The 16,824-nt window shown below is 62.9% G+C and carries 19 protein-coding genes; 11 read left to right on the top strand and 8 right to left on the bottom strand.

Features of this window, described 5'->3' with window-relative positions:
* Positions 1 to 33 precede the first annotated feature (33 nt).
* Positions 34 to 330: a hypothetical protein gene (locus BUA69_RS09180; RefSeq protein ID WP_046133925.1), complete on the top strand. Its 297-nt coding sequence runs from the start codon at positions 34 to 36 to the stop codon at positions 328 to 330.
* A gap of 7 nt (positions 331 to 337) precedes the next feature.
* Here BUA69_RS09180 and BUA69_RS09175 read toward each other — a convergent pair whose 3' ends face one another.
* Entirely contained in the window at positions 338 to 1,564 is a 1,227-nt protein-coding gene (locus BUA69_RS09175; RefSeq protein WP_046133924.1) for a GGDEF domain-containing protein, read from the bottom strand.
* A gap of 100 nt (positions 1,565 to 1,664) precedes the next feature.
* Positions 1,665 to 2,687 (bottom strand): LLM class flavin-dependent oxidoreductase, encoded by a 1,023-nt coding sequence (locus BUA69_RS09170; RefSeq protein ID WP_046133923.1) that lies wholly within the window; start codon positions 2,685 to 2,687, stop codon positions 1,665 to 1,667.
* 228 nt (positions 2,688 to 2,915) lie between these two features.
* Here BUA69_RS09170 and BUA69_RS09165 point away from each other — a divergent pair, with 228 nt between their 5' ends.
* On the top strand, positions 2,916 to 3,488 hold the full coding sequence (locus BUA69_RS09165) for an acyloxyacyl hydrolase (RefSeq protein ID WP_160300090.1): 573 nt from the start codon (positions 2,916 to 2,918) through the stop codon (positions 3,486 to 3,488).
* Positions 3,489 to 3,745: 257 nt separating this feature from the next.
* Positions 3,746 to 4,114 (top strand): glyoxalase superfamily protein, encoded by a 369-nt coding sequence (locus BUA69_RS09160; protein WP_046133922.1) that lies wholly within the window; start codon positions 3,746 to 3,748, stop codon positions 4,112 to 4,114.
* A 228-nt stretch (positions 4,115 to 4,342) separates the two neighbouring features.
* On the opposite strand, the gene BUA69_RS09155 is transcribed toward BUA69_RS09160, so the two are convergent.
* On the bottom strand, positions 4,343 to 5,533 hold the full coding sequence (locus BUA69_RS09155) for a BaiN/RdsA family NAD(P)/FAD-dependent oxidoreductase (protein ID WP_046133921.1): 1,191 nt from the start codon (positions 5,531 to 5,533) through the stop codon (positions 4,343 to 4,345).
* A gap of 476 nt (positions 5,534 to 6,009) precedes the next feature.
* Between BUA69_RS09155 and BUA69_RS09150 the strand changes: the two genes are divergently transcribed.
* Positions 6,010 to 7,050 (top strand): aspartate-semialdehyde dehydrogenase, encoded by a 1,041-nt coding sequence (locus BUA69_RS09150; RefSeq protein WP_046133920.1) that lies wholly within the window; start codon positions 6,010 to 6,012, stop codon positions 7,048 to 7,050.
* A gap of 61 nt (positions 7,051 to 7,111) precedes the next feature.
* Entirely contained in the window at positions 7,112 to 7,990 is an 879-nt protein-coding gene (locus BUA69_RS09145; RefSeq protein ID WP_046133919.1) for an EamA family transporter, read from the top strand.
* Between the two features lie 80 nt (positions 7,991 to 8,070).
* On the opposite strand, the gene BUA69_RS09140 is transcribed toward BUA69_RS09145, so the two are convergent.
* Both BUA69_RS09140 and BUA69_RS09135 read right to left on the bottom strand, forming a co-directional pair.
* On the bottom strand, positions 8,071 to 8,313 hold the full coding sequence (locus BUA69_RS09140; RefSeq protein WP_046133918.1) for an EF-hand domain-containing protein: 243 nt from the start codon (positions 8,311 to 8,313) through the stop codon (positions 8,071 to 8,073).
* 390 nt (positions 8,314 to 8,703) lie between these two features.
* A complete protein-coding gene (locus tag BUA69_RS09135) occupies positions 8,704 to 9,345 on the bottom strand; it encodes a carbonic anhydrase (RefSeq protein ID WP_046133917.1) in 642 nt (213 codons plus the stop codon).
* Positions 9,346 to 9,419: 74 nt separating this feature from the next.
* On the opposite strand from BUA69_RS09135, the gene BUA69_RS09130 reads away from it, so the two are divergent.
* The gene (locus BUA69_RS09130) at positions 9,420 to 9,626 is read left to right on the top strand and encodes a DUF1737 domain-containing protein (protein WP_046133916.1); all 207 of its coding nucleotides are present in this window, start codon (positions 9,420 to 9,422) and stop codon (positions 9,624 to 9,626) included.
* Here BUA69_RS09130 and BUA69_RS09125 read toward each other — a convergent pair.
* Positions 9,613 to 10,209 carry an NUDIX domain-containing protein gene (locus BUA69_RS09125; RefSeq protein ID WP_046133915.1) on the bottom strand — a complete coding sequence of 199 codons (597 nt, stop codon included), beginning with the start codon at positions 10,207 to 10,209 and terminating at the stop codon, positions 9,613 to 9,615. The two genes, BUA69_RS09130 and BUA69_RS09125, sit on opposite strands and share 14 nt — an antisense overlap.
* A gap of 204 nt (positions 10,210 to 10,413) precedes the next feature.
* On the opposite strand from BUA69_RS09125, the gene sdhC reads away from it, so the two are divergent.
* The 5 genes from sdhC (at position 10,414) to BUA69_RS09100 (ending at position 14,214) form a co-directional block, all read left to right on the top strand.
* A complete protein-coding gene (sdhC, locus tag BUA69_RS09120; RefSeq protein ID WP_046133914.1) occupies positions 10,414 to 10,800 on the top strand; it encodes a succinate dehydrogenase, cytochrome b556 subunit in 387 nt (128 codons plus the stop codon).
* A gap of 1 nt (position 10,801) precedes the next feature.
* Positions 10,802 to 11,194: a succinate dehydrogenase, hydrophobic membrane anchor protein gene (gene sdhD, locus BUA69_RS09115; RefSeq protein WP_052950371.1), complete on the top strand. Its 393-nt coding sequence runs from the start codon at positions 10,802 to 10,804 to the stop codon at positions 11,192 to 11,194.
* A 4-nt stretch (positions 11,195 to 11,198) separates the two neighbouring features.
* A complete protein-coding gene (gene sdhA / locus BUA69_RS09110; RefSeq protein WP_046133913.1) occupies positions 11,199 to 13,013 on the top strand; it encodes a succinate dehydrogenase flavoprotein subunit in 1,815 nt (604 codons plus the stop codon).
* 79 nt (positions 13,014 to 13,092) lie between these two features.
* Positions 13,093 to 13,380, top strand: coding sequence for a hypothetical protein (locus tag BUA69_RS09105; RefSeq protein WP_046133912.1), 288 nt, complete (start codon positions 13,093 to 13,095; stop codon positions 13,378 to 13,380).
* Between the two features lie 51 nt (positions 13,381 to 13,431).
* Positions 13,432 to 14,214 carry a succinate dehydrogenase iron-sulfur subunit gene (locus BUA69_RS09100; RefSeq protein WP_046133911.1) on the top strand — a complete coding sequence of 261 codons (783 nt, stop codon included), beginning with the start codon at positions 13,432 to 13,434 and terminating at the stop codon, positions 14,212 to 14,214.
* Positions 14,215 to 14,298: 84 nt separating this feature from the next.
* Here the strand turns inward: BUA69_RS09100 and BUA69_RS20950 are convergent, their stop codons facing one another.
* Positions 14,299 to 15,417 carry a hypothetical protein gene (locus tag BUA69_RS20950; RefSeq protein ID WP_052950370.1) on the bottom strand — a complete coding sequence of 373 codons (1,119 nt, stop codon included), beginning with the start codon at positions 15,415 to 15,417 and terminating at the stop codon, positions 14,299 to 14,301.
* Between the two features lie 101 nt (positions 15,418 to 15,518).
* Entirely contained in the window at positions 15,519 to 16,469 is a 951-nt protein-coding gene (locus BUA69_RS09090; protein ID WP_046133910.1) for a DMT family transporter, read from the bottom strand.
* Between the last annotated feature and the right edge of the window lie 355 nt (positions 16,470 to 16,824).

Here is a 16,824-nt window from a genome sequence, read left to right as displayed (position 1 = left end):
TCGCTAATGGATCCAATAGGGCGGGAGGCCACTATGAGTGACGACCATACAATGACGCGGCATCGAGACATCCAGAACTGGGTGACCGACCGCCAGGGCATTCCAGCAATAGCGCGGGTGCGCAATCGCTTCGGCGAAGTTCACACCCGGCTGCAGCTGAAATTCGGCAAGGCCAATGCCAAACCAGACCTGACGGGTCTGGACGACGGCATCAGCCCTTGCTCCTGGACCGCCTGGCTGGCCGAGCTGGATCGCCAGCAATTGGCGCTGAAGGTTTCGGACCGGGAGGCCGAAGCATTCGAACTGGTCGATCGCAATCGCCTGAGTTGAGGCCGGTTCAGTCGCGGCGCGAGCCGTTGCGGCGGCGGCCGGGACTGGGCTTGCCGGACAGGGTGGCCAGACCGGCGGCGCTGGGCTGTGTGACGCGCACATCGTTGCGGCCGCCGCGCTTGGCCTGATAGAGCGCGGCGTCCGCCCGCCGCATGACATCGGACAGGCTGTCGCCGGGCAGGAGCGGCGCCACTCCGAAGCTGGCGGTGACGCTATGGGCGTTGTCGAGCCCGGCAACATGCATTTCGGGGACGGCGGCGCGGGCGGTTTCGGCAAACAGCCGGGCTGCGGCCAGCGACCCATCGGGCACGAAGACCGCGAATTCCTCGCCCCCCAGACGCCCGGCGATCATGGTCGGGGTGGCGCTCGATTGCAGCGTGCGCGCAAAGGCGACGATCACCTGATCGCCGGTTTGATGGCCATAGGTGTCGTTGACCTGCTTGAAGAAATCGAGATCGGCCACCACCATGGCCGCGGCACTGCCGGTGCGGTGGGCATGGAGCATGGCCTTGATGGTGCGGTCCTCAAACCCGCGGCGGTTCAGCATGCCCGAGAGCTGGTCGGTCTCGGAGCGCGCGGTCATCTCGCCCATGACGTCGCGGACGATGATCAGCAGCATTGCGAGGCCATTGGCCACCAGCAGGAAGGCGGCCAGCGTTTGCGAATAGGCTGCATAGGTGCTGCCGAGATAGGCCTGTGGCGAGGCGCCCGATCCGATCAGCATGGCCAGAAAAGGCTTGGACAGGAAATGCATCGCGCTGGCGGCGAACAGGACCAGCAGGACAATGTCGAGGCTGCGGCGCCGGGGGGCATGAAACACCACCCACATGGCCACCAGCTGCAGCGCGAAATACGGGAATTGGTAGAGCAGGGCGCGCAGGAAGTTGTCGCGCGGCCAGTGAATGGTCAGCGACACGGTGATCAGCGCCACGATGACGATGCTCGCCAGCACCAGCCGTGGCGGTGAGCGGCGATAATGATGCGACAGCCCAATGATGCAGAAGGTCAGGGCAAACAGGAACGTCGCGAAGATGGCGATGCCGACCGGGCGTGCATCCTGCTGGAAGGGCAGGATGAACTCCAGGCCGGCATTGATAATGCCGAGCCCATAGGCGACAGCCAGCCAGCGGGCTCCTATCGAGGATCGTTCATAGGCCGCAATGATGCCAAACGCGCTGGCAAAGACTGCGGCGACGAACAGATTGATGGCCAGCACGAAAGCTGCGGCGCTCATGATATTCCTGCAGTCAGAGCCGTGACCTTACCGGCCGGGCCAAAACGAGAGGTTAACGTGAGGGCAGGAATTCCATTGCGTCAGCGCCGAACCGTTGCGATCAGCCGACAGACGGGCCGCGCGGCGCAATGCCCAGGGCTTCGGCAATCAGGCGGTAAGAGCGGCGGCGCAATTCATAGCTGTGGATGGTGGTGGTGACCATCACCTCGTCGGCACCGCATTCGGTCGCCTTGGCCATGATCTGATCGCGCACCGTCTCCGGCGAGCCGACGATCCACAGGGTCGACTGGTGGTTGATGATGCCCTGCTGCTGGGCCGTCAACACCCGGGCGTGGGCATCTTCCGGGCTCATCAGCCGACGCTGCTCACCGGTGGTGAACAGGGCCCATTGCACGGCCTGGGAATGCGACAGGTATTGGGCTTCCTCATCGGTCGGGGCGCAGACCACCGACACGCAGAGCATGGCGCGCGAGGTCGGGAAGGCCTCACTGGCCTTGAAGCCATAACGATAGGCCTCGAAGGCGGGTGCCGCCGGGGTATGGCTGAAATGGGCGGCGAAGGCGTAGCCGATGCCGAGCTGGCCGGCGGCCTGGGCGCTGGAACCGGAAGACCCGAGCAGCCAGAGCGGCGGCAGGCTGATACCGCCCGGGGCCACGGCAACGCGCGAATAGGGATGATCAGCCGGGAAACTGTCGGTTTCGAAGGCCAGCATTTCGCTGAGATAATTGGAAAATTCCTCGCCGCCGCCGGTGCGCAAAGCCCGCATGGCATAGCCATCGCCGCCGGGCGCGCGGCCGAGGCCGAGATCGATACGGCCGGGATGCAGCGCCTCGAGGGTGCGATAGGCTTCCACGATGCGCAGCGGGGCATGATTGAGCAGCATGACACCGCCCGAGCCGATGCGAATCGATTTGGTGTGGGCGGCGGCGCTGCCGATCAGGATTTCGGGCACCGATGAGGCAATCGAGGGCATGCCGTGATGCTCGGCATACCAGAGGCGGGTAAAACCGAGTTCGTCGCCCAACTGTGCCAGCTTGATGGTTTCGGCCAGCGCGTCGGGGGTGGATGTGCCCTCGGCAATGGGGGCGAGGTCCTGGATGGACAGGGCAAAAGGAGCGGTCATGGCTGCGCATCTCGATCGGAGAATAGAAAAGTTGACCCCTTCTATCGGCAAATGACGATGAAAGCGAGACGCTGTTTTGCCGCGTTCAAATGGTCGTGCAAAGCGTGTTCCCTTCATCACACAAGACAACAATTGCGGCCATGGCATTGACTCCATTGGCCACTAGCAGGCTCAATATGGGCTGGTTGCGTGGAGTGTTTGACGATGATGGCCGTGCGGGGCTTGGGATTGGCAGCGATTATGCTGCTTGGCGCGGCGCTGCCGACGGCGGCACAGAGCCTTTATACGCCAGAGCCATTTGCCGGCATTGTCGATGAATTGCGCTTCGGCCTGCATGCCCATCAGGTGCATCACGCGGCGTTGCCGTTCATGGTGTCCGATTGGGATATCAGCCGGGTCGAGGACATCAGCTTTGACGTGCTGTTCACCTCGCCCGACCTCGATGTGTTCCGCTGGATCGGTTCGCCCCGTCCCGAATTGGGCACCACGATCAACCTCGCCGGCCGTGATAGCCTCTTGCATCTGGGCCTGACCTGGCACCTGCCGGTGTTCGATACGCCGCTGTTTCTCGAAGGGACCTTGGGCGCCGCCGCCAATAATGGCTACCTGACCGGGGCACCAGCGGGCCGACAGAATTTTGGCTGCCGGGTCAATTTCTACCAGCGCTATGGCGTTGGCGTGAATCTGAGCGAGCAGGCGACCGCCACGGTCACCTATGAGCACACCTCCAATAATGGCTGGTGCGGCGAGGCCAATGACGGGCTGTCCAATTTCGGCGTCCGGCTCGGCTGGAAGTTCTAAGCTAGGGCTCAGTTCGAGGGTTAGGGGGCGAGCCGACAGATCTTGCTGGCTGCGCTTGCGCTTCCGGTCCCCATTGCCGTTCCCATCACCGCGCTGTCCACGGGCTTGACCCGTGGATCACTCTCAGCGCGGCACCAGCGGCGAATGGCCCCCGGATCAAGTCCGGGGGCAGCGCGGTGGGGCGGTCGGCGTAGAGACACCCTTAACGCTGGATTTTCAGTCGCCAAGGCGCTTCAATCGTCGGCAGGAGACCTGCCATGCCCCTGACCCATGTCCAGACCGTGCCGATACTGCGCAGCTTCAGCGAGGCCAAGGCGCGCGAATTTTACCTCGATTTTCTCGGCTTCCAGATCGATTGGGAGCATCGCTTCGAGCCCAGCCTGCCGCTCTATCTGCAGGTGAGCCGCACCGGCATCGTGCTGCACATTTCCGAGCATCACGGGGATGCGACGCCGGGCAGCGCGGTGCGTATCGGCATTTCCGGCTTGCGGGATTTTCATGCCGAACTGATCGGCAAGCATTACGGCAATATGCGACCGGGATTGCAGACCCCGGAATGGGGTGGGCTGGAAATGACGGTGATTGATCCGGCCGGAAACCGGCTGCATTTCGTTGAGGCGGATTGATTTTTGGGCGTGGGCGCGCGCCATTTTACCCCGGGGTCGCGCTCTTAATCACCAACCATCACCGCGCTGTCCACGGGCTTGACCCGTGGACCATTGTCAGCGCGGCACAAGCGGCGAGTGGCCCCCGGATCAAGTCCGGGGGCAGCGCGGTGGGTGGGGTGGGCAGTGAGAGTAATCGGCGCGGACGGAAACCGAATGCTTGAGAGATCCGCGACCTGCTTACGCCGCCTAGGCCGCTTGCCCTGCGGCCCAGCCTGAGGCCCAGGCCCATTGGAAATTGTAGCCGCCGAGCCAGCCGGTGACATCGACGACTTCGCCGATGAAGAACAGGCCGGGGACGGCGCGGGCGGCCATGGTCTTGGCGTCGAGGTCGCGGGTGTCGACGCCGCCCAGGGTAACTTCGGCAGTGCGGTAGCCTTCCGAGCCGACGGGCTTGAGCGTCCAGGCCTTGAGGATGGCTTCGGCTTCCGCCAGCTTCTTGTCGGAGAAGTCGCCGATCATGCCGGGCAGGTCGAGTTCTTCGCCGAGGAGTTGCGCCAGCTTCTTGGGGAGCAGATTGCCGATCACGGTCTGCACCTGCAATTTAGGATTTTCCTTGCGGGCGGCGCGCAACAGTTCGCCGGCATCGCGATTGGGCAAGAGGTCGACGCTGATGGCGTCGCCTTCGCGCCAATAGGAGGAAATCTGCAGGATGGCGGGGCCGGACAAGCCGCGATGGGTGAACAGCAGGGCTTCTTCGAACCTGGTCTTGCCGCAGCCGACAATGGCGTCGGTGGCAATGCCGGAGAGCGGCTTGAGCCTTTCCAGCGCGCCGGTTTCAAAGGTCAGGGGCACCAGGGCCGGGCGAGTATCGGTGACGCGCAGGCCGAACTGGGCGGCAAGTTGATAGCCGAAACTGGACGCGCCCATTTTGGGGATGGATTTGCCACCGGTGGCGACGATCAGGCTGTCGCAGGTCAGCGCCGCGGTGGACAGGCGGACATCAAAGCCGGTCTCGGTCCTAGTGATGCGCTCGACCTCGGTCTTGAGCGAGAGCAGAACGCCGGCTTCGCGCATTTCGCCCAAGAGCATGGTGTTGATCTGGGTGGCGGGGCCATCGCAGAACAGCTGGCCCAGGGTCTTTTCATGGAAGGTGATGCCGTGGCGGCGGACCATGGCGATGAAATGTTCCGGGGTGTAGCGGCTCAGCGCCGAGAGTGCGAAGCGCGGGTTCTGGCTGAGAAAGCGGTCGCGGCCGATTTCGGTCGTGGCGTTCACATTGGTGAAATTGCAACGTCCGCCGCCGGAAATACGGACCTTTTCGCCGGCATATTGGGCATGGTCGACAACCAATACGCTGCGACCGCGCTTGCCGGCCTCGATGGCGGCCATCATGCCGGCAGCCCCGGCGCCGAGGACGATCACGTCGTAATGGGTCATGCTTTGGGCCTTTCGGGTTTGGCGCAGTTACAGCCAAGGTGAGCTGGGTGGCAAGCGGGCACGGGCGCTTTCCCCGCCACCGCACCAGGCCAGTGCGGGGTGAACTTGTGCATGGCGGTGGCGTGGCGAAGGTGGATTGCCCGGACGAGCCGGGCAATGACGGCTACGAATGGCAGGATTGCTCCCCTTGAGTGGCAAAAAAGCCAAATTCATTGACTCTTTCCTATTTGAGAGTATGAGAAGTCCTGCTTTCAACTAAAAGCAGTCACAAGATGCGCAGCGTTCTCGACATGGCCAACATGCCAACCACCCGGTTCATCGCCGGTTGTGTCGCTGCACTCATGACCAAAACCACCAAAACCGCCTGACGCTTTTCCCCGGGTCGCCTCCCGACGGGGAGAGGCCGAAACGGACACGGCCGCGATCCACAGTGATCGCGCGGGGGCGGAAAATGGTAAGGGACTGGAGTTCCAAAAATGGGTTATCGCGTCGCCGTCATCGGTGCCACAGGCAATGTGGGCCGTGAAGTTCTCAATATCCTGGCCGAACGCAAGTTTCCGGCCGACGAAGTCATCGCGCTGGCCTCGTCGCGCTCGACCGGCAAGGAAGTCAGTTATGGCGACAAGATCCTCAAGGCCAAGAACCTCGATGATTTCGATTTTACCGGGGTCGATTTCGCCATCATGTCGGCCGGCTCGACCATTTCCAAGGAATGGGCACAGCGCATAGGCGCGACCGGCTGCATCGTCATCGATAATTCCAGCTATTGGCGCTATCATTCGGATGTGCCGCTGATCGTTCCGGAAGTGAACGCGCATGTGCTGGATGCCTATATGGCCAATCCGAAGCGCCAGAACATCATCGCCAATCCCAATTGCTCGACCGCCCAGCTGGTCGTGGCGCTCAAGCCCCTGCATGACTTCGCGCGGATCAAGCGCGTCGTCGTCGATACCTATCAGTCGGTCTCCGGCGCCGGCCGCGAGGGCATTGACGAGCTGTGGAACCAGACCAAGGGCATCTTCGTCAACGACACGGCGACCCCCGGCAAGTTCCCCAAGCAGATCGCCTTCAACGTCATTCCCCATATCGACGTCTTCATGGAAGACGGCTCGACCAAGGAAGAATGGAAGGTGATGGCCGAGACCAAGAAGATCCTCGATCCCAAGATCAAGGTGTCCTGCACCGCCGTGCGCGTGCCGGTGTTTGTCGGCCATTCCGAAGCGGTCAATATCGAGTTTGAAAACCCGATCTCGGCCGATGAGGCCCGCGATATCCTGCGCGAAGCGCCCGGTATTTCGGTGATCGACAAGCGTGAGGCCGGTGGCTATGCGACCCCGGTCGAGTCGGTTGGCGAATACGACACCTTCGTGTCGCGCATCCGCGAAGACAATACGATCGAGAACGGCCTCAATATCTGGGTCGTGTCGGACAATCTGCGCAAGGGCGCGGCGCTCAATACCATCCAGATCGCCGAAGCGTTGATCGAGCGCGGCCTTCTGGCCCGCAAGGCCGCCTGATGTGGTGACGGCGGCCTTGGGCCGCCGTTCTTTTCTCTCTCGACAGTAAAGGAGCGGCGCCATGCCGCTTCGCGATCTTGCGCTGGCCCTGGCGGTCGTCACCATCTGGGGCCTCAATTTCGTGGCCATCAAATGGGGCGTCAGCGAAGTGCCGCCCTTCCTGCTGACGGCGCTGCGCTATCTCGGCTGCGCCCTGCCGGCCGTATTGTTCATACGCCGGCCGGCCGTCAGCTGGGGGCTGCTCATCGCCTATGGCCTGACCGTCGGCGTCGTGCAGTTCGGGCTGCTGTTTTCGGCCGTGCAACTGGGCATGCCGGCAGGCCTGGCCAGTCTGGTCATGCAGATGCAGGTGTTTTTCACCATGGTGCTGGCGGTGTCGCTGCTGGGCGAACGGCCGGGCCCGTTCCAGATTGGCGGCGCCCTGGTGGCGCTGGGCGGGCTGGCGGTCATCGGCGTCGAGCAGATGGGCGGCGCGGTGCTGCTGCCGCTGCTGATGACCGTGGCCGCGTCGCTGTTCTGGGCCGTTTCCAATATTATCACCAAGCGGGCCGGCAAGGTCGACATGCTGGCCTTCGTGGTGTGGGGAAGCCTCGTGCCGCCCATCCCGATGCTGGTGCTGTCCTGGCTGTTCGAGGGGCCGCAGGCCTATGCGGCGCTGGCCCATATCAGTGCACTGGGCATCGGCTCGGTGCTGTTTATTGCTTATGGATCAACGCTGTTCGGCTATGGCGGCTGGGCCATCCTGCTCGGGCGATATCCGGCCAGCACGGTGGCGCCGTTTTCGCTGCTGGTGCCGGTCGCGGGCTTTGCCAGCGCCATGCTGCTGCTGGGCGAGGCTGTCAGCATGCTGGAAATGCTGGGTAGTTTGCTGATCTTTGCTGGTTTGGTGCTGAATGTATTCGGGCCGCGGGTGCTGGCGCGCTGGCGCTCGCCAAAATAGGCCCAAAACAGCCGAAGCCACTCCAACCGGTGCTGGAGTGGCCTCGTTTATCGCCCCACAGGGACGGGGCGCGTCGTCGCCTAGTTGGCCGGGGCGGCGGCCATCAGGGCCGTATATTCGTCTGCCGAAAGCTCACCGCTGGCATCGACGTCAGCTGCCTTGAACTGGTCTTCAGTCAGATCGGGCCATGCAACCTGAGCTTCGGCCAGGGAGATGCCACCATTGGCATCGGTATCAACGGCCACGAAATCGGTCGCAGCCTGAGCGAATGCGGCTGTGGACAGGCCAAGAACGACAAGCGACGAAAGGATGATCTTCTTCATGGCACTAAGCTCCATGTTGGGGAGAAAAACGGCTCCGGGTCAGCCCGTTGCCGACGACCCGCTCTCCTGCGGTCCGTGAGACAGAGACTGACGGCGCATTGTGGTTCGTCCGGGCCGGAAAATGGGCGCGGCTCGGCATATATTCGGGTCATTTCGGGGCGGGGCGTTTTGAAGTTTTCGTGAAGTGAAAAACCAGTGAAAGCCCCATGGCGGGAAACGAATCGCCGCCGGTTTTTTGTTCGGGAAAGACACGGATGGTCCGATCCCGGCGCAGCTTGGTGCAATTTTGTGGCAGGCAGTATTGCTGCGATCACGCGGACGTGATCGCCAGGTATAACGGTACCAGGGCGCCGTTCGGAGGCGCTCAATATTGGTTAACGAAAGATGACTTCAGAGATTGGGGCGGATGAAGTCGCCGCTTTGGGCATCCATGATCCACAATTCGCCGGTCGAAATATCGAACCAGGCGCCATGCACTGCCAGTTTCCCGGCGGCTTCCAGTTCTGCCACATAGGGGAAGGTGCGCAGATTGTGGATCGAATTGCGGATCGAAATCCGCTCCAGTGCGGTCTGCCGTTCGCCGGCGGTCATCAGGCCGTTCTGGCCAACCTGTTCGGGCAGGCCACCCAGCATGCTCATCCACTTGCCGATGAAGTCGCCATCGTCCAGCGGGCTGGAATCCGGGCTCAGAGCGGCCTTGATGCCACCGCAGCGGCCGTGGCCCATCACTACGATATTGGCAATGCCCAGCGCCTTGACGGCAAACTCGATGCCGGCGGAGGTGCCGTGCTGACCGCCATCGGGCTGGTAGGTCGGCACCAGATTGGCGACGTTGCGCAGCACGAAGAGTTCACCCGGCTCGGCATCGAAGATCATTTCGGGTGCCGCGCGGCTATCGCAGCAGGCAATGATCATGGTCGTGGGGTTTTGTCCGGAGGCCGCCAGCTCGCGATAGCGGTCCTTCTCGCGAATATATCGCCCCGCCATGAAATTGGCGTGGCCTCGAAGAAGATGATCAGGAAACCGATGCATGGACACTCGATTAGCGCTAAGACCGAAGAATATCAACTAGGCGCCTTCATGCGCTGATGTATCGGGGGCATGCAATGCAAATTTATCGTTTCCTCACCGGCGAGGATGACTCGGCGTTTTGTCACAAGGTCACCAAGGCACTGAGCGAAGGCTGGGTGCTGCATGGCAATCCCACCTATGCCTATGACGCGGTCAGCAAGAAGATGCGCTGCGGCCAGGCGGTGATCCGGGTGGCCACCGACCAGCCCTATGACCCCGACAAGAAGCTCATCGACTATTGAAGTCGGCGGGCGCCGGGCGATGCAGGGCCACCCAATGCAGCAGCATGATGGTCTTGCCATCGATGATCTCGCCTGACGTGATCAACTGGAGCGCCCGGCCGAGGTCCATTTCGAGCAGTTCGATCTCCTCGCCTTCATGGGCAAGTCCGCCGCCGGCCTCTTCGGCAGTGGTCTCGTCATAAAGACCCAGGAAGAAGGAGACGCGCTCCTGTACCGAGCCGGGGCTCATATAGGCATCGAACAGATGCTGGACCCCGTGGGGGCGGTGGCCGGTCTCTTCCATGGCCTCCCGCATGATGGCGGCCATGGGATGATCGCCATCGAGCAGTCCGGCACAGGCCTCGATCACCCAGGCATTGTCCTCATTGGCAAAGACGGGGTAGCGGAACTGGCGGGTGAGCAGGACGGTGCGCCGGACCGGATTGAACAGCAGCATGGTGGCGGCATTGCCGTGGTCGTAGCATTCGCGCTGCAGGGGCTGCCAGGAACCATCGGCGCGGCGATAGTCAAAACTGGCCTTGGTGAGCTTGCCCCAGTCGTGCGCCAGCGTTTGCACGCCGGTGATGCGAATACGGTCATCCATGGTCAGGCTCCCCAATCGGGCGAATCCGCCCCGTGCAATCGATGGCAGAGATAGAGGAGGGGCGCGCAAAGCGATAGTCGGGTCGCTGGAGCCAAACTTTATGACGTTCGAGGCGTTTCCGGCTTTGACGAGGCGGCTCGCCGACGCTAGAAGTCTCGAACAATTCCAAACTGGCGCGGTCCAGCCGCGTGGCAGCGAGGCTCTATGACGGTTCGCCCCCGCCCAACTTCTCCGCATCTGCAAATCTATCGTTGGACCATCACCATGGTGATGTCGATTGCGCACCGCGCAACCGGTATCGCCAATTATGCTGGTTCCGCCCTGCTCGTACTCTGGCTGGCTGCGGCCGCCTGGGGGCAGGAGCCACTCAATGTGGTCAATGCCATCTATGGCAGCTGGTTCGGCCAGCTGGTGCTGTTCCTCTATAGCTGGAGCCTGATCCACCACATGCTGGGTGGCCTCAAGCATTTCGTCTGGGACTTTGCCGAGATGATGGAACCCGGACAGCGCGAAATGCTGTCCTGGGCGACATTGGTCGGCTCGGTCGTGCTGACGCTTCTGGTCTGGACCATTTTTGTGTGGGTGCGTTGAGATGCGTGAACAAGTCATCACTCCCCAGGTCATCGCCAATCCCAAGTCGAAATACGGCAATGCCAAGGCCTCGACCCGCCATTTCATCACCCAGCGGCTGAGCGGGGCGATCAATATCGCTTTCCTGGGCCTGCTGTTGTTCGTGGTGGTGCAGCTGGCCGGACAGGATCGCGCCGACATGGTGGCGACGCTGGGCAATGCCTGGATCGGGGTGCCGCTGGCGCTGCTGCTGGTCATTGTCACCGTGCATATGCGCAACGGCATGCGCGACACGCTCGAAGACTATTTCGCCGGACGCTCCTACCAGTTGCTGATGATGCTCAACACCGTGTTCTGCATTCTCATCGCATTGGTGGGCGTCGCCTCCATTTTCAAGCTCGTCTTCTGGGGTTAAGCCTGTGGCTTCTGCTTACGAAATCATCGACCACGAATTCGACGTGGTCGTCGTCGGTGCCGGCGGCGCTGGGTTGCGGGCAACCCTGGGCATGGCCGAGCAGGGGCTCAATACCGCCTGCATCACCAAGGTCTTCCCCACCCGCAGCCATACCGTCGCGGCACAGGGCGGCATTGCCGCCTCGCTGCAGAATATGGGCCCCGACAGCTGGCAGTGGCACATGTACGATACCGTCAAGGGATCGGACTGGCTGGGCGACAATGACGCGATGGAATATCTGGCGCGCGAAGCGCCGGCTGCCATCTATGAGCTCGAGCATTACGGCGTGCCGTTTTCGCGCACCGAGGCCGGCAAGATCTATCAGCGCCCGTTTGGCGGGCACATGACCGAATTCGGCGATGGCCCGCCGGTGCAGCGCACCTGCGCCGCCGCCGACCGCACCGGCCACGCCATCCTGCACACGCTTTATGGCCAGAGCCTGCGCCACAATGCGCAGTTCTATATCGAATATTTTGCGCTCGACCTGATCATGGGCGAGGACGGCTCGTGCCAGGGCGTGATGGCCTGGAAGCTCGATGACGGCACGCTGCATCGCTTCCGCGCCAAGCTGGTGGTGCTGGCCACCGGCGGCTATGGCCGCTCCTATTTCTCGGCGACCTCGGCCCATACCTGCACCGGCGACGGCAATGGCATGGTGGCGCGGGCCGGACTGCCGCTGCAGGACATGGAATTCGTGCAGTTCCACCCGACCGGTATCTATGGCGCGGGCGTGCTGATCACCGAAGGGGCGCGCGGCGAAGGCGGCTACCTGACCAATTCGGAAGGCGAGCGCTTCATGGAGCGCTATGCCCCCAATGCCAAGGACCTCGCCTCGCGCGACGTGGTCAGCCGCTGCATGACGCTGGAAATCCGCGAGGGGCGTGGCGTTGGTCCCAAGAAGGACCATATCCACCTGCACCTCGATCATCTCGATCCCAAGGTGCTGCATGAGCGCCTGCCGGGCATCACCGAATCAGCCAAGATCTTTGCGGGGGTCGATCTGACCCGCGAGCCGATCCCGGTGCTGCCGACGGTGCACTACAATATGGGCGGCATCCCGGCCAATTATCATGGCGAAGTGCTGAACCCGACCGAAGCCGATCCCGATCGGGTCGTGCCGGGCCTGATGGCCGTGGGCGAAGCCGCCTGCGCCTCGGTGCATGGCGCCAATCGGCTGGGTTCCAATTCGCTGACCGATCTCGTGGTATTCGGCCGCGCCGCCGCCCTGCGCGCCGGCAAGGTGCTCGATCGCGCCGCGCCGGTCCCCGGCATCAATGCCGCGCAGGACGCGAAAATCCTCGCCCGCTTCGACCGGCTGCGCAACGCCAATGGCGACAAGCCGACGGCGGAACTGCGCGATGCGATGCAGCACACCATGCAGGAAGATGCCGCGGTGTTCCGTACTTCGGAATCGCTGTCCTCGGGCGTCAAGCGCATGAGCGCAATCTATGGCCAGCTCAAGGACGTCAAAGTCACCGACCGCTCGCTGATCTGGAACTCGGACCTGGTGGAAACGCTGGAGCTGGAAAACCTGATGGCCAATGCGATGGTCACCGTGGTCTCGGCCGAGGCGCGCCAGGAAAGCCGCGGCGCCCATGCGCATGAGGATTATCCGAGCCGCGACGACGTGGTGTGGCGCAAGCATACGCTGAGCTGGATCGATACCGATAGCGGCGCGGTCACGCTGGGCTATCGCCCGGTGCATGTCGATCCGCTGACCCCGGAAAGCGAAGGCGGGATCGACCTCAAGAAGATCGCGCCCAAGGCACGCGTTTATTGATGAGCGGCGCGGCGGGTTATTCCGGCACGCCGCTGGCGACGGATATTGCCGAGGACGTGATCCGGAGGGACTTGCGTTGATGGGCCGCTGGATCGTTGTGCCTGCCCTGATGCTGATGGCGGCGCCGGCTGTTGCGGCGGCACCGACCGCCGAGCAGAAGGCTGAGTTCTATAAGGTCTGCGTGGGGATCAGCAGCAATGTGGCGCTGTGCACCTGCAAGGCCGATGCGGCGATGGACCTGATCGACGAGCGCTTCATGGGCATTGTCATTGCCTCGATGAAGGGTGGCTCGCCGGCCGGGGGCGATTATGCGGCGTATAACGCCTATGTCGCCAAGTCGAACCAGATCTGCAAGCCGAACTACTAGGAATTCCGCGCCCCGGAGCAGGCGGCGCGTGTTGAGAAGGAAGACCGAGATATGGCCGAACTGATACTCTCCAAGGCTGACCGGCCGGCCAAGGGCAAGACCTGGCCCAAGCCCGCCAGCGCCAAGCGCCTGCGCGAGTACCATATCTATCGCTACGATCCCGACCAGAATGCCAATCCGCGCATCGACACCTATTTCGTCGACCTCGACGATTGCGGGCCGATGATCCTGGATGGGCTGCTGTGGATCAAGAACAAGGTCGATCCCACCCTGACGCTGCGCCGCTCGTGCCGCGAGGGTATCTGCGGGTCGTGCTCGATGAATATCAACGGGCTCAATACCCTGGCCTGCACCAAGGGCATGGATGACTCCACCGGCCCGATCAAGATCTACCCGCTGCCGCATATGCCGGTGGTCAAGGACCTGGTGCCGGACCTGAGCAATTTCTACGCCCAGCACCGCGCCATCGAGCCCTGGCTCAAGACCACCTCGCCGACGCCCAAGACCGAATGGCTGCAATCGGTGCCCGAGCGCGCCAAGCTGGACGGGCTCTATGAATGTATCCTGTGCGCCTGCTGCTCGACCTCGTGCCCGAGCTATTGGTGGAATGGCGAGAAGTATCTGGGACCGGCGGCGCTGCTGCAGGCCTATCGCTGGCTGATCGACAGCCGCGACGAGACGCAGAGCGAGCGCCTCGATGACCTGGAAGATCCGTTCAAGCTATATCGCTGCCACACGATCATGAACTGCGCCAAGGTTTGCCCCAAGGGGCTGAACCCGGCCAAGGCGATTGCCGAAATCAAGAAGATGATGGTGGAGCGCAAGGCCGCCTGAGGCGCCGCGCTCGACGATTAACTCAAGACAAAGAAAAACGGCGGGGCAGGGCCCCGCCGTTTGGCGTTTCAGGGTGCGGTGCGTCTAGGGCAGCAGCACGATCTTGCCCGCTTCGAACAGCGCCTTGCAGTCATTGCGATCATGGCGCAGGTCGCTGTCGAGCAGGGTGGTGGCAGCGCCAGGGCCTTCAAAGCGCGGGTCATCGCACTGGTCGTCATCGGCATAGTCGGACTTGTTGTCGCCGAAATCGATGGCCGAGCCGTCATAGGGGGCACCGGCGGCATAGGCGGGGTCATAGACCGGACGGATTGTGACCTTGCCTTCGGCTTCGAGGGCCTTGCAGTCGGTAGCATCGCCGAACATGTCCTCGGCCAGCAGCTTCTTGTCGGTGCCCTCGCCCATGAAGCGCTTGTCGTCGCACTGGCCGTCATTGGCCCAGCGGGAGAAGTCGCTGCCATAATCGAATTCGGTGGCGGCGGCGGTGTCGCCGACGCTGTCGCCCTTGAGCGTGGCGGTACCGGCTTCGACCGCGGCACGGCAGTCGGTGGCGTCGGCCTTGAGGTCTTCCTCGAGCAGGGTGCTGGCTACGCCCCGGCCGGTGAAGCGCGGGTCATCGCATTCGCCATCCCTGGCCCAGTCGCTGCTGTCATCGCCATAGTCGATATCGACAAGGGCAGGGGCGTCCGTGGCGCCGGTCCTGAGGGTTGCAGTGCCGGCCTCGACGGCGGCGCGGCAATCGGTGGCATCCTTGCCGAGATCGGCATCGAGCAGTTCAGCGGCGACGCCGGTGCCGATGAAGCGCGGGTCGTCGCACTCGCCATCCCGGGCCCAGTCGCCGCTGTCGTCGCCAAAATCGATGTCGGCGGCGGTGATGGCCGGGGCGGGTATATCGGCGGCGGCCCTCAGAGTGGCGGTGCCGGCTTCAACAGCCGCCCGGCAATCGGTGGCGTCCTTCATCAGGTCGGCATCGACCAGTTCGGCGGCGACGCCGGTGCCGGTGAAGCGCGGGTCGTCGCATTCGCCGTCCCTGGCCCATTCGCTGGTGTCGTCGCCGAAATCGATCGCGGTGGCGGCTGCGGCACTCGCCGCTACGGCGGGCGCCGTGCTGTTGGAAAGCTTGTCGGCAAGTGACGGGGTCACGAAACCAAGGGTCAGCGTGATCGCCAGCGCCGTGCCGCCCAGCCATGTCGTGGTGTTGTTCATTGGTGGTTTCTCCTGGGGTCGGTCCACAAGACTAGTTCGCACAGTACCGCGCCTTGGCAGCGGCCAAAAGCCTGCCAGCGCAGAAACAATGACTAAACCATTCAAAGTGGACGATTTCTGGCCTGCCGCTCCGCCCGGGTGAAGACAATCGAGCCGAGCAGGACCAGGGCCGTGCCGATGGCATGGAATATGGTGAACGGTTCGGAAAGAACGATGACGGCAATGACGATGGTGACGATGGGGCCAAAGGCCGCCGTCGAGGACGTGGCGCGGGCGCCGATGCGCGAAATGCCGGCATTCATCAGGAATGAAGGCAGCACGGTGCCCAGAATGCCCAGGCACAGGCCATAGATCCAGACCTGGCCGGACAGTTCCAGATAGCTGCCGACGCCGTTGAGGGCGGTGTTCTGCAACAGGGCGCAGATGGCGGCGGTGGCCATGCCGATACAGGTGAACAAACCCGAGCCGATCTTGACCATCTGTCGCTTGGCCAGGTGCTGATAGAGCGCGAAGGTGATGGCCGAACCCAGCACCAGGAGGGTGCCGACGACGAGGCCGTCGGGATCGGTGGCCAGGTTCCAGCCAAAAATGACCAGCAAGCCGGCATAGGAAATCAGCATGGCCGGGACAACGCGCCAGACCATGCGTTCCCCGAACAGCCAGACGCCAAAGATCAGCACGAAGAACGGGTAGGTGAACAGCACCAGCCGCTCATATTGCGCCGAGACGAAATTGAGCCCGAGGAAATCGAGATAGCTGGAGAGGTAATAGCCCAGCATGCCCACGGCCATGCTGGCGATAACCACTTTCGGCGTCAGCGCCCGGCGGATTTCCGGCTCGCGGCGGAGCAGGGTGACGAGAATGACGAGATAGAAGGGCAGCGCCACCACCATGCGGAGCGCGAGCAGGGTTTCGGTCGGCACGCCCTGGCCATAGGCGAGCTTGATGAAAATGCCCTTGGTCGAAAACAATACGGCGCCAGCGACGGCAAAGGCATAGCCCATGGGGTCGGAGCGGTCTTGCGGCAGGGTGGTGGTGGCGGCGGATGACATGGAAAGTCCCTGAAGGGTCCGCCATCAAGTCACCGGGAGCGCCTGAGGGCGGGCCGGTGAAAACGAAGTGCCTAGACGTCAGCGCTCGTTCCGGTCCCAGATGGAGCCAGAAAGCCAAAGCTTGGAAATGAGCAGGGCGCGCGAGTGCATGGCGATTTGGTACACGGGCAAGCGTGGGGCGTAAAGGGGGCTATAGCCAAGGCCAGGGGCGACGGGCCGCGATAGTGTGGCTCTCGGACCCCCTCCCGGACCCCCTCCCGGCCTCCCCCTGGAGGGGGAGGGGAAGGAAGGAGGGAAGGAGGGAAGGAAGGAAGGAAGGAAGGAAGGAAGGAAGGAAGGAAGGAAGGAAGGAAGG

This window comes from Devosia limi DSM 17137, assembly GCF_900128975.1.
Taxonomy (GTDB): Bacteria; Pseudomonadota; Alphaproteobacteria; order Rhizobiales; family Devosiaceae; genus Devosia; species Devosia limi.
Note: the sequence above shows the minus strand (reverse complement) of the source record. Positions and strands in the feature narration are given on the sequence as shown.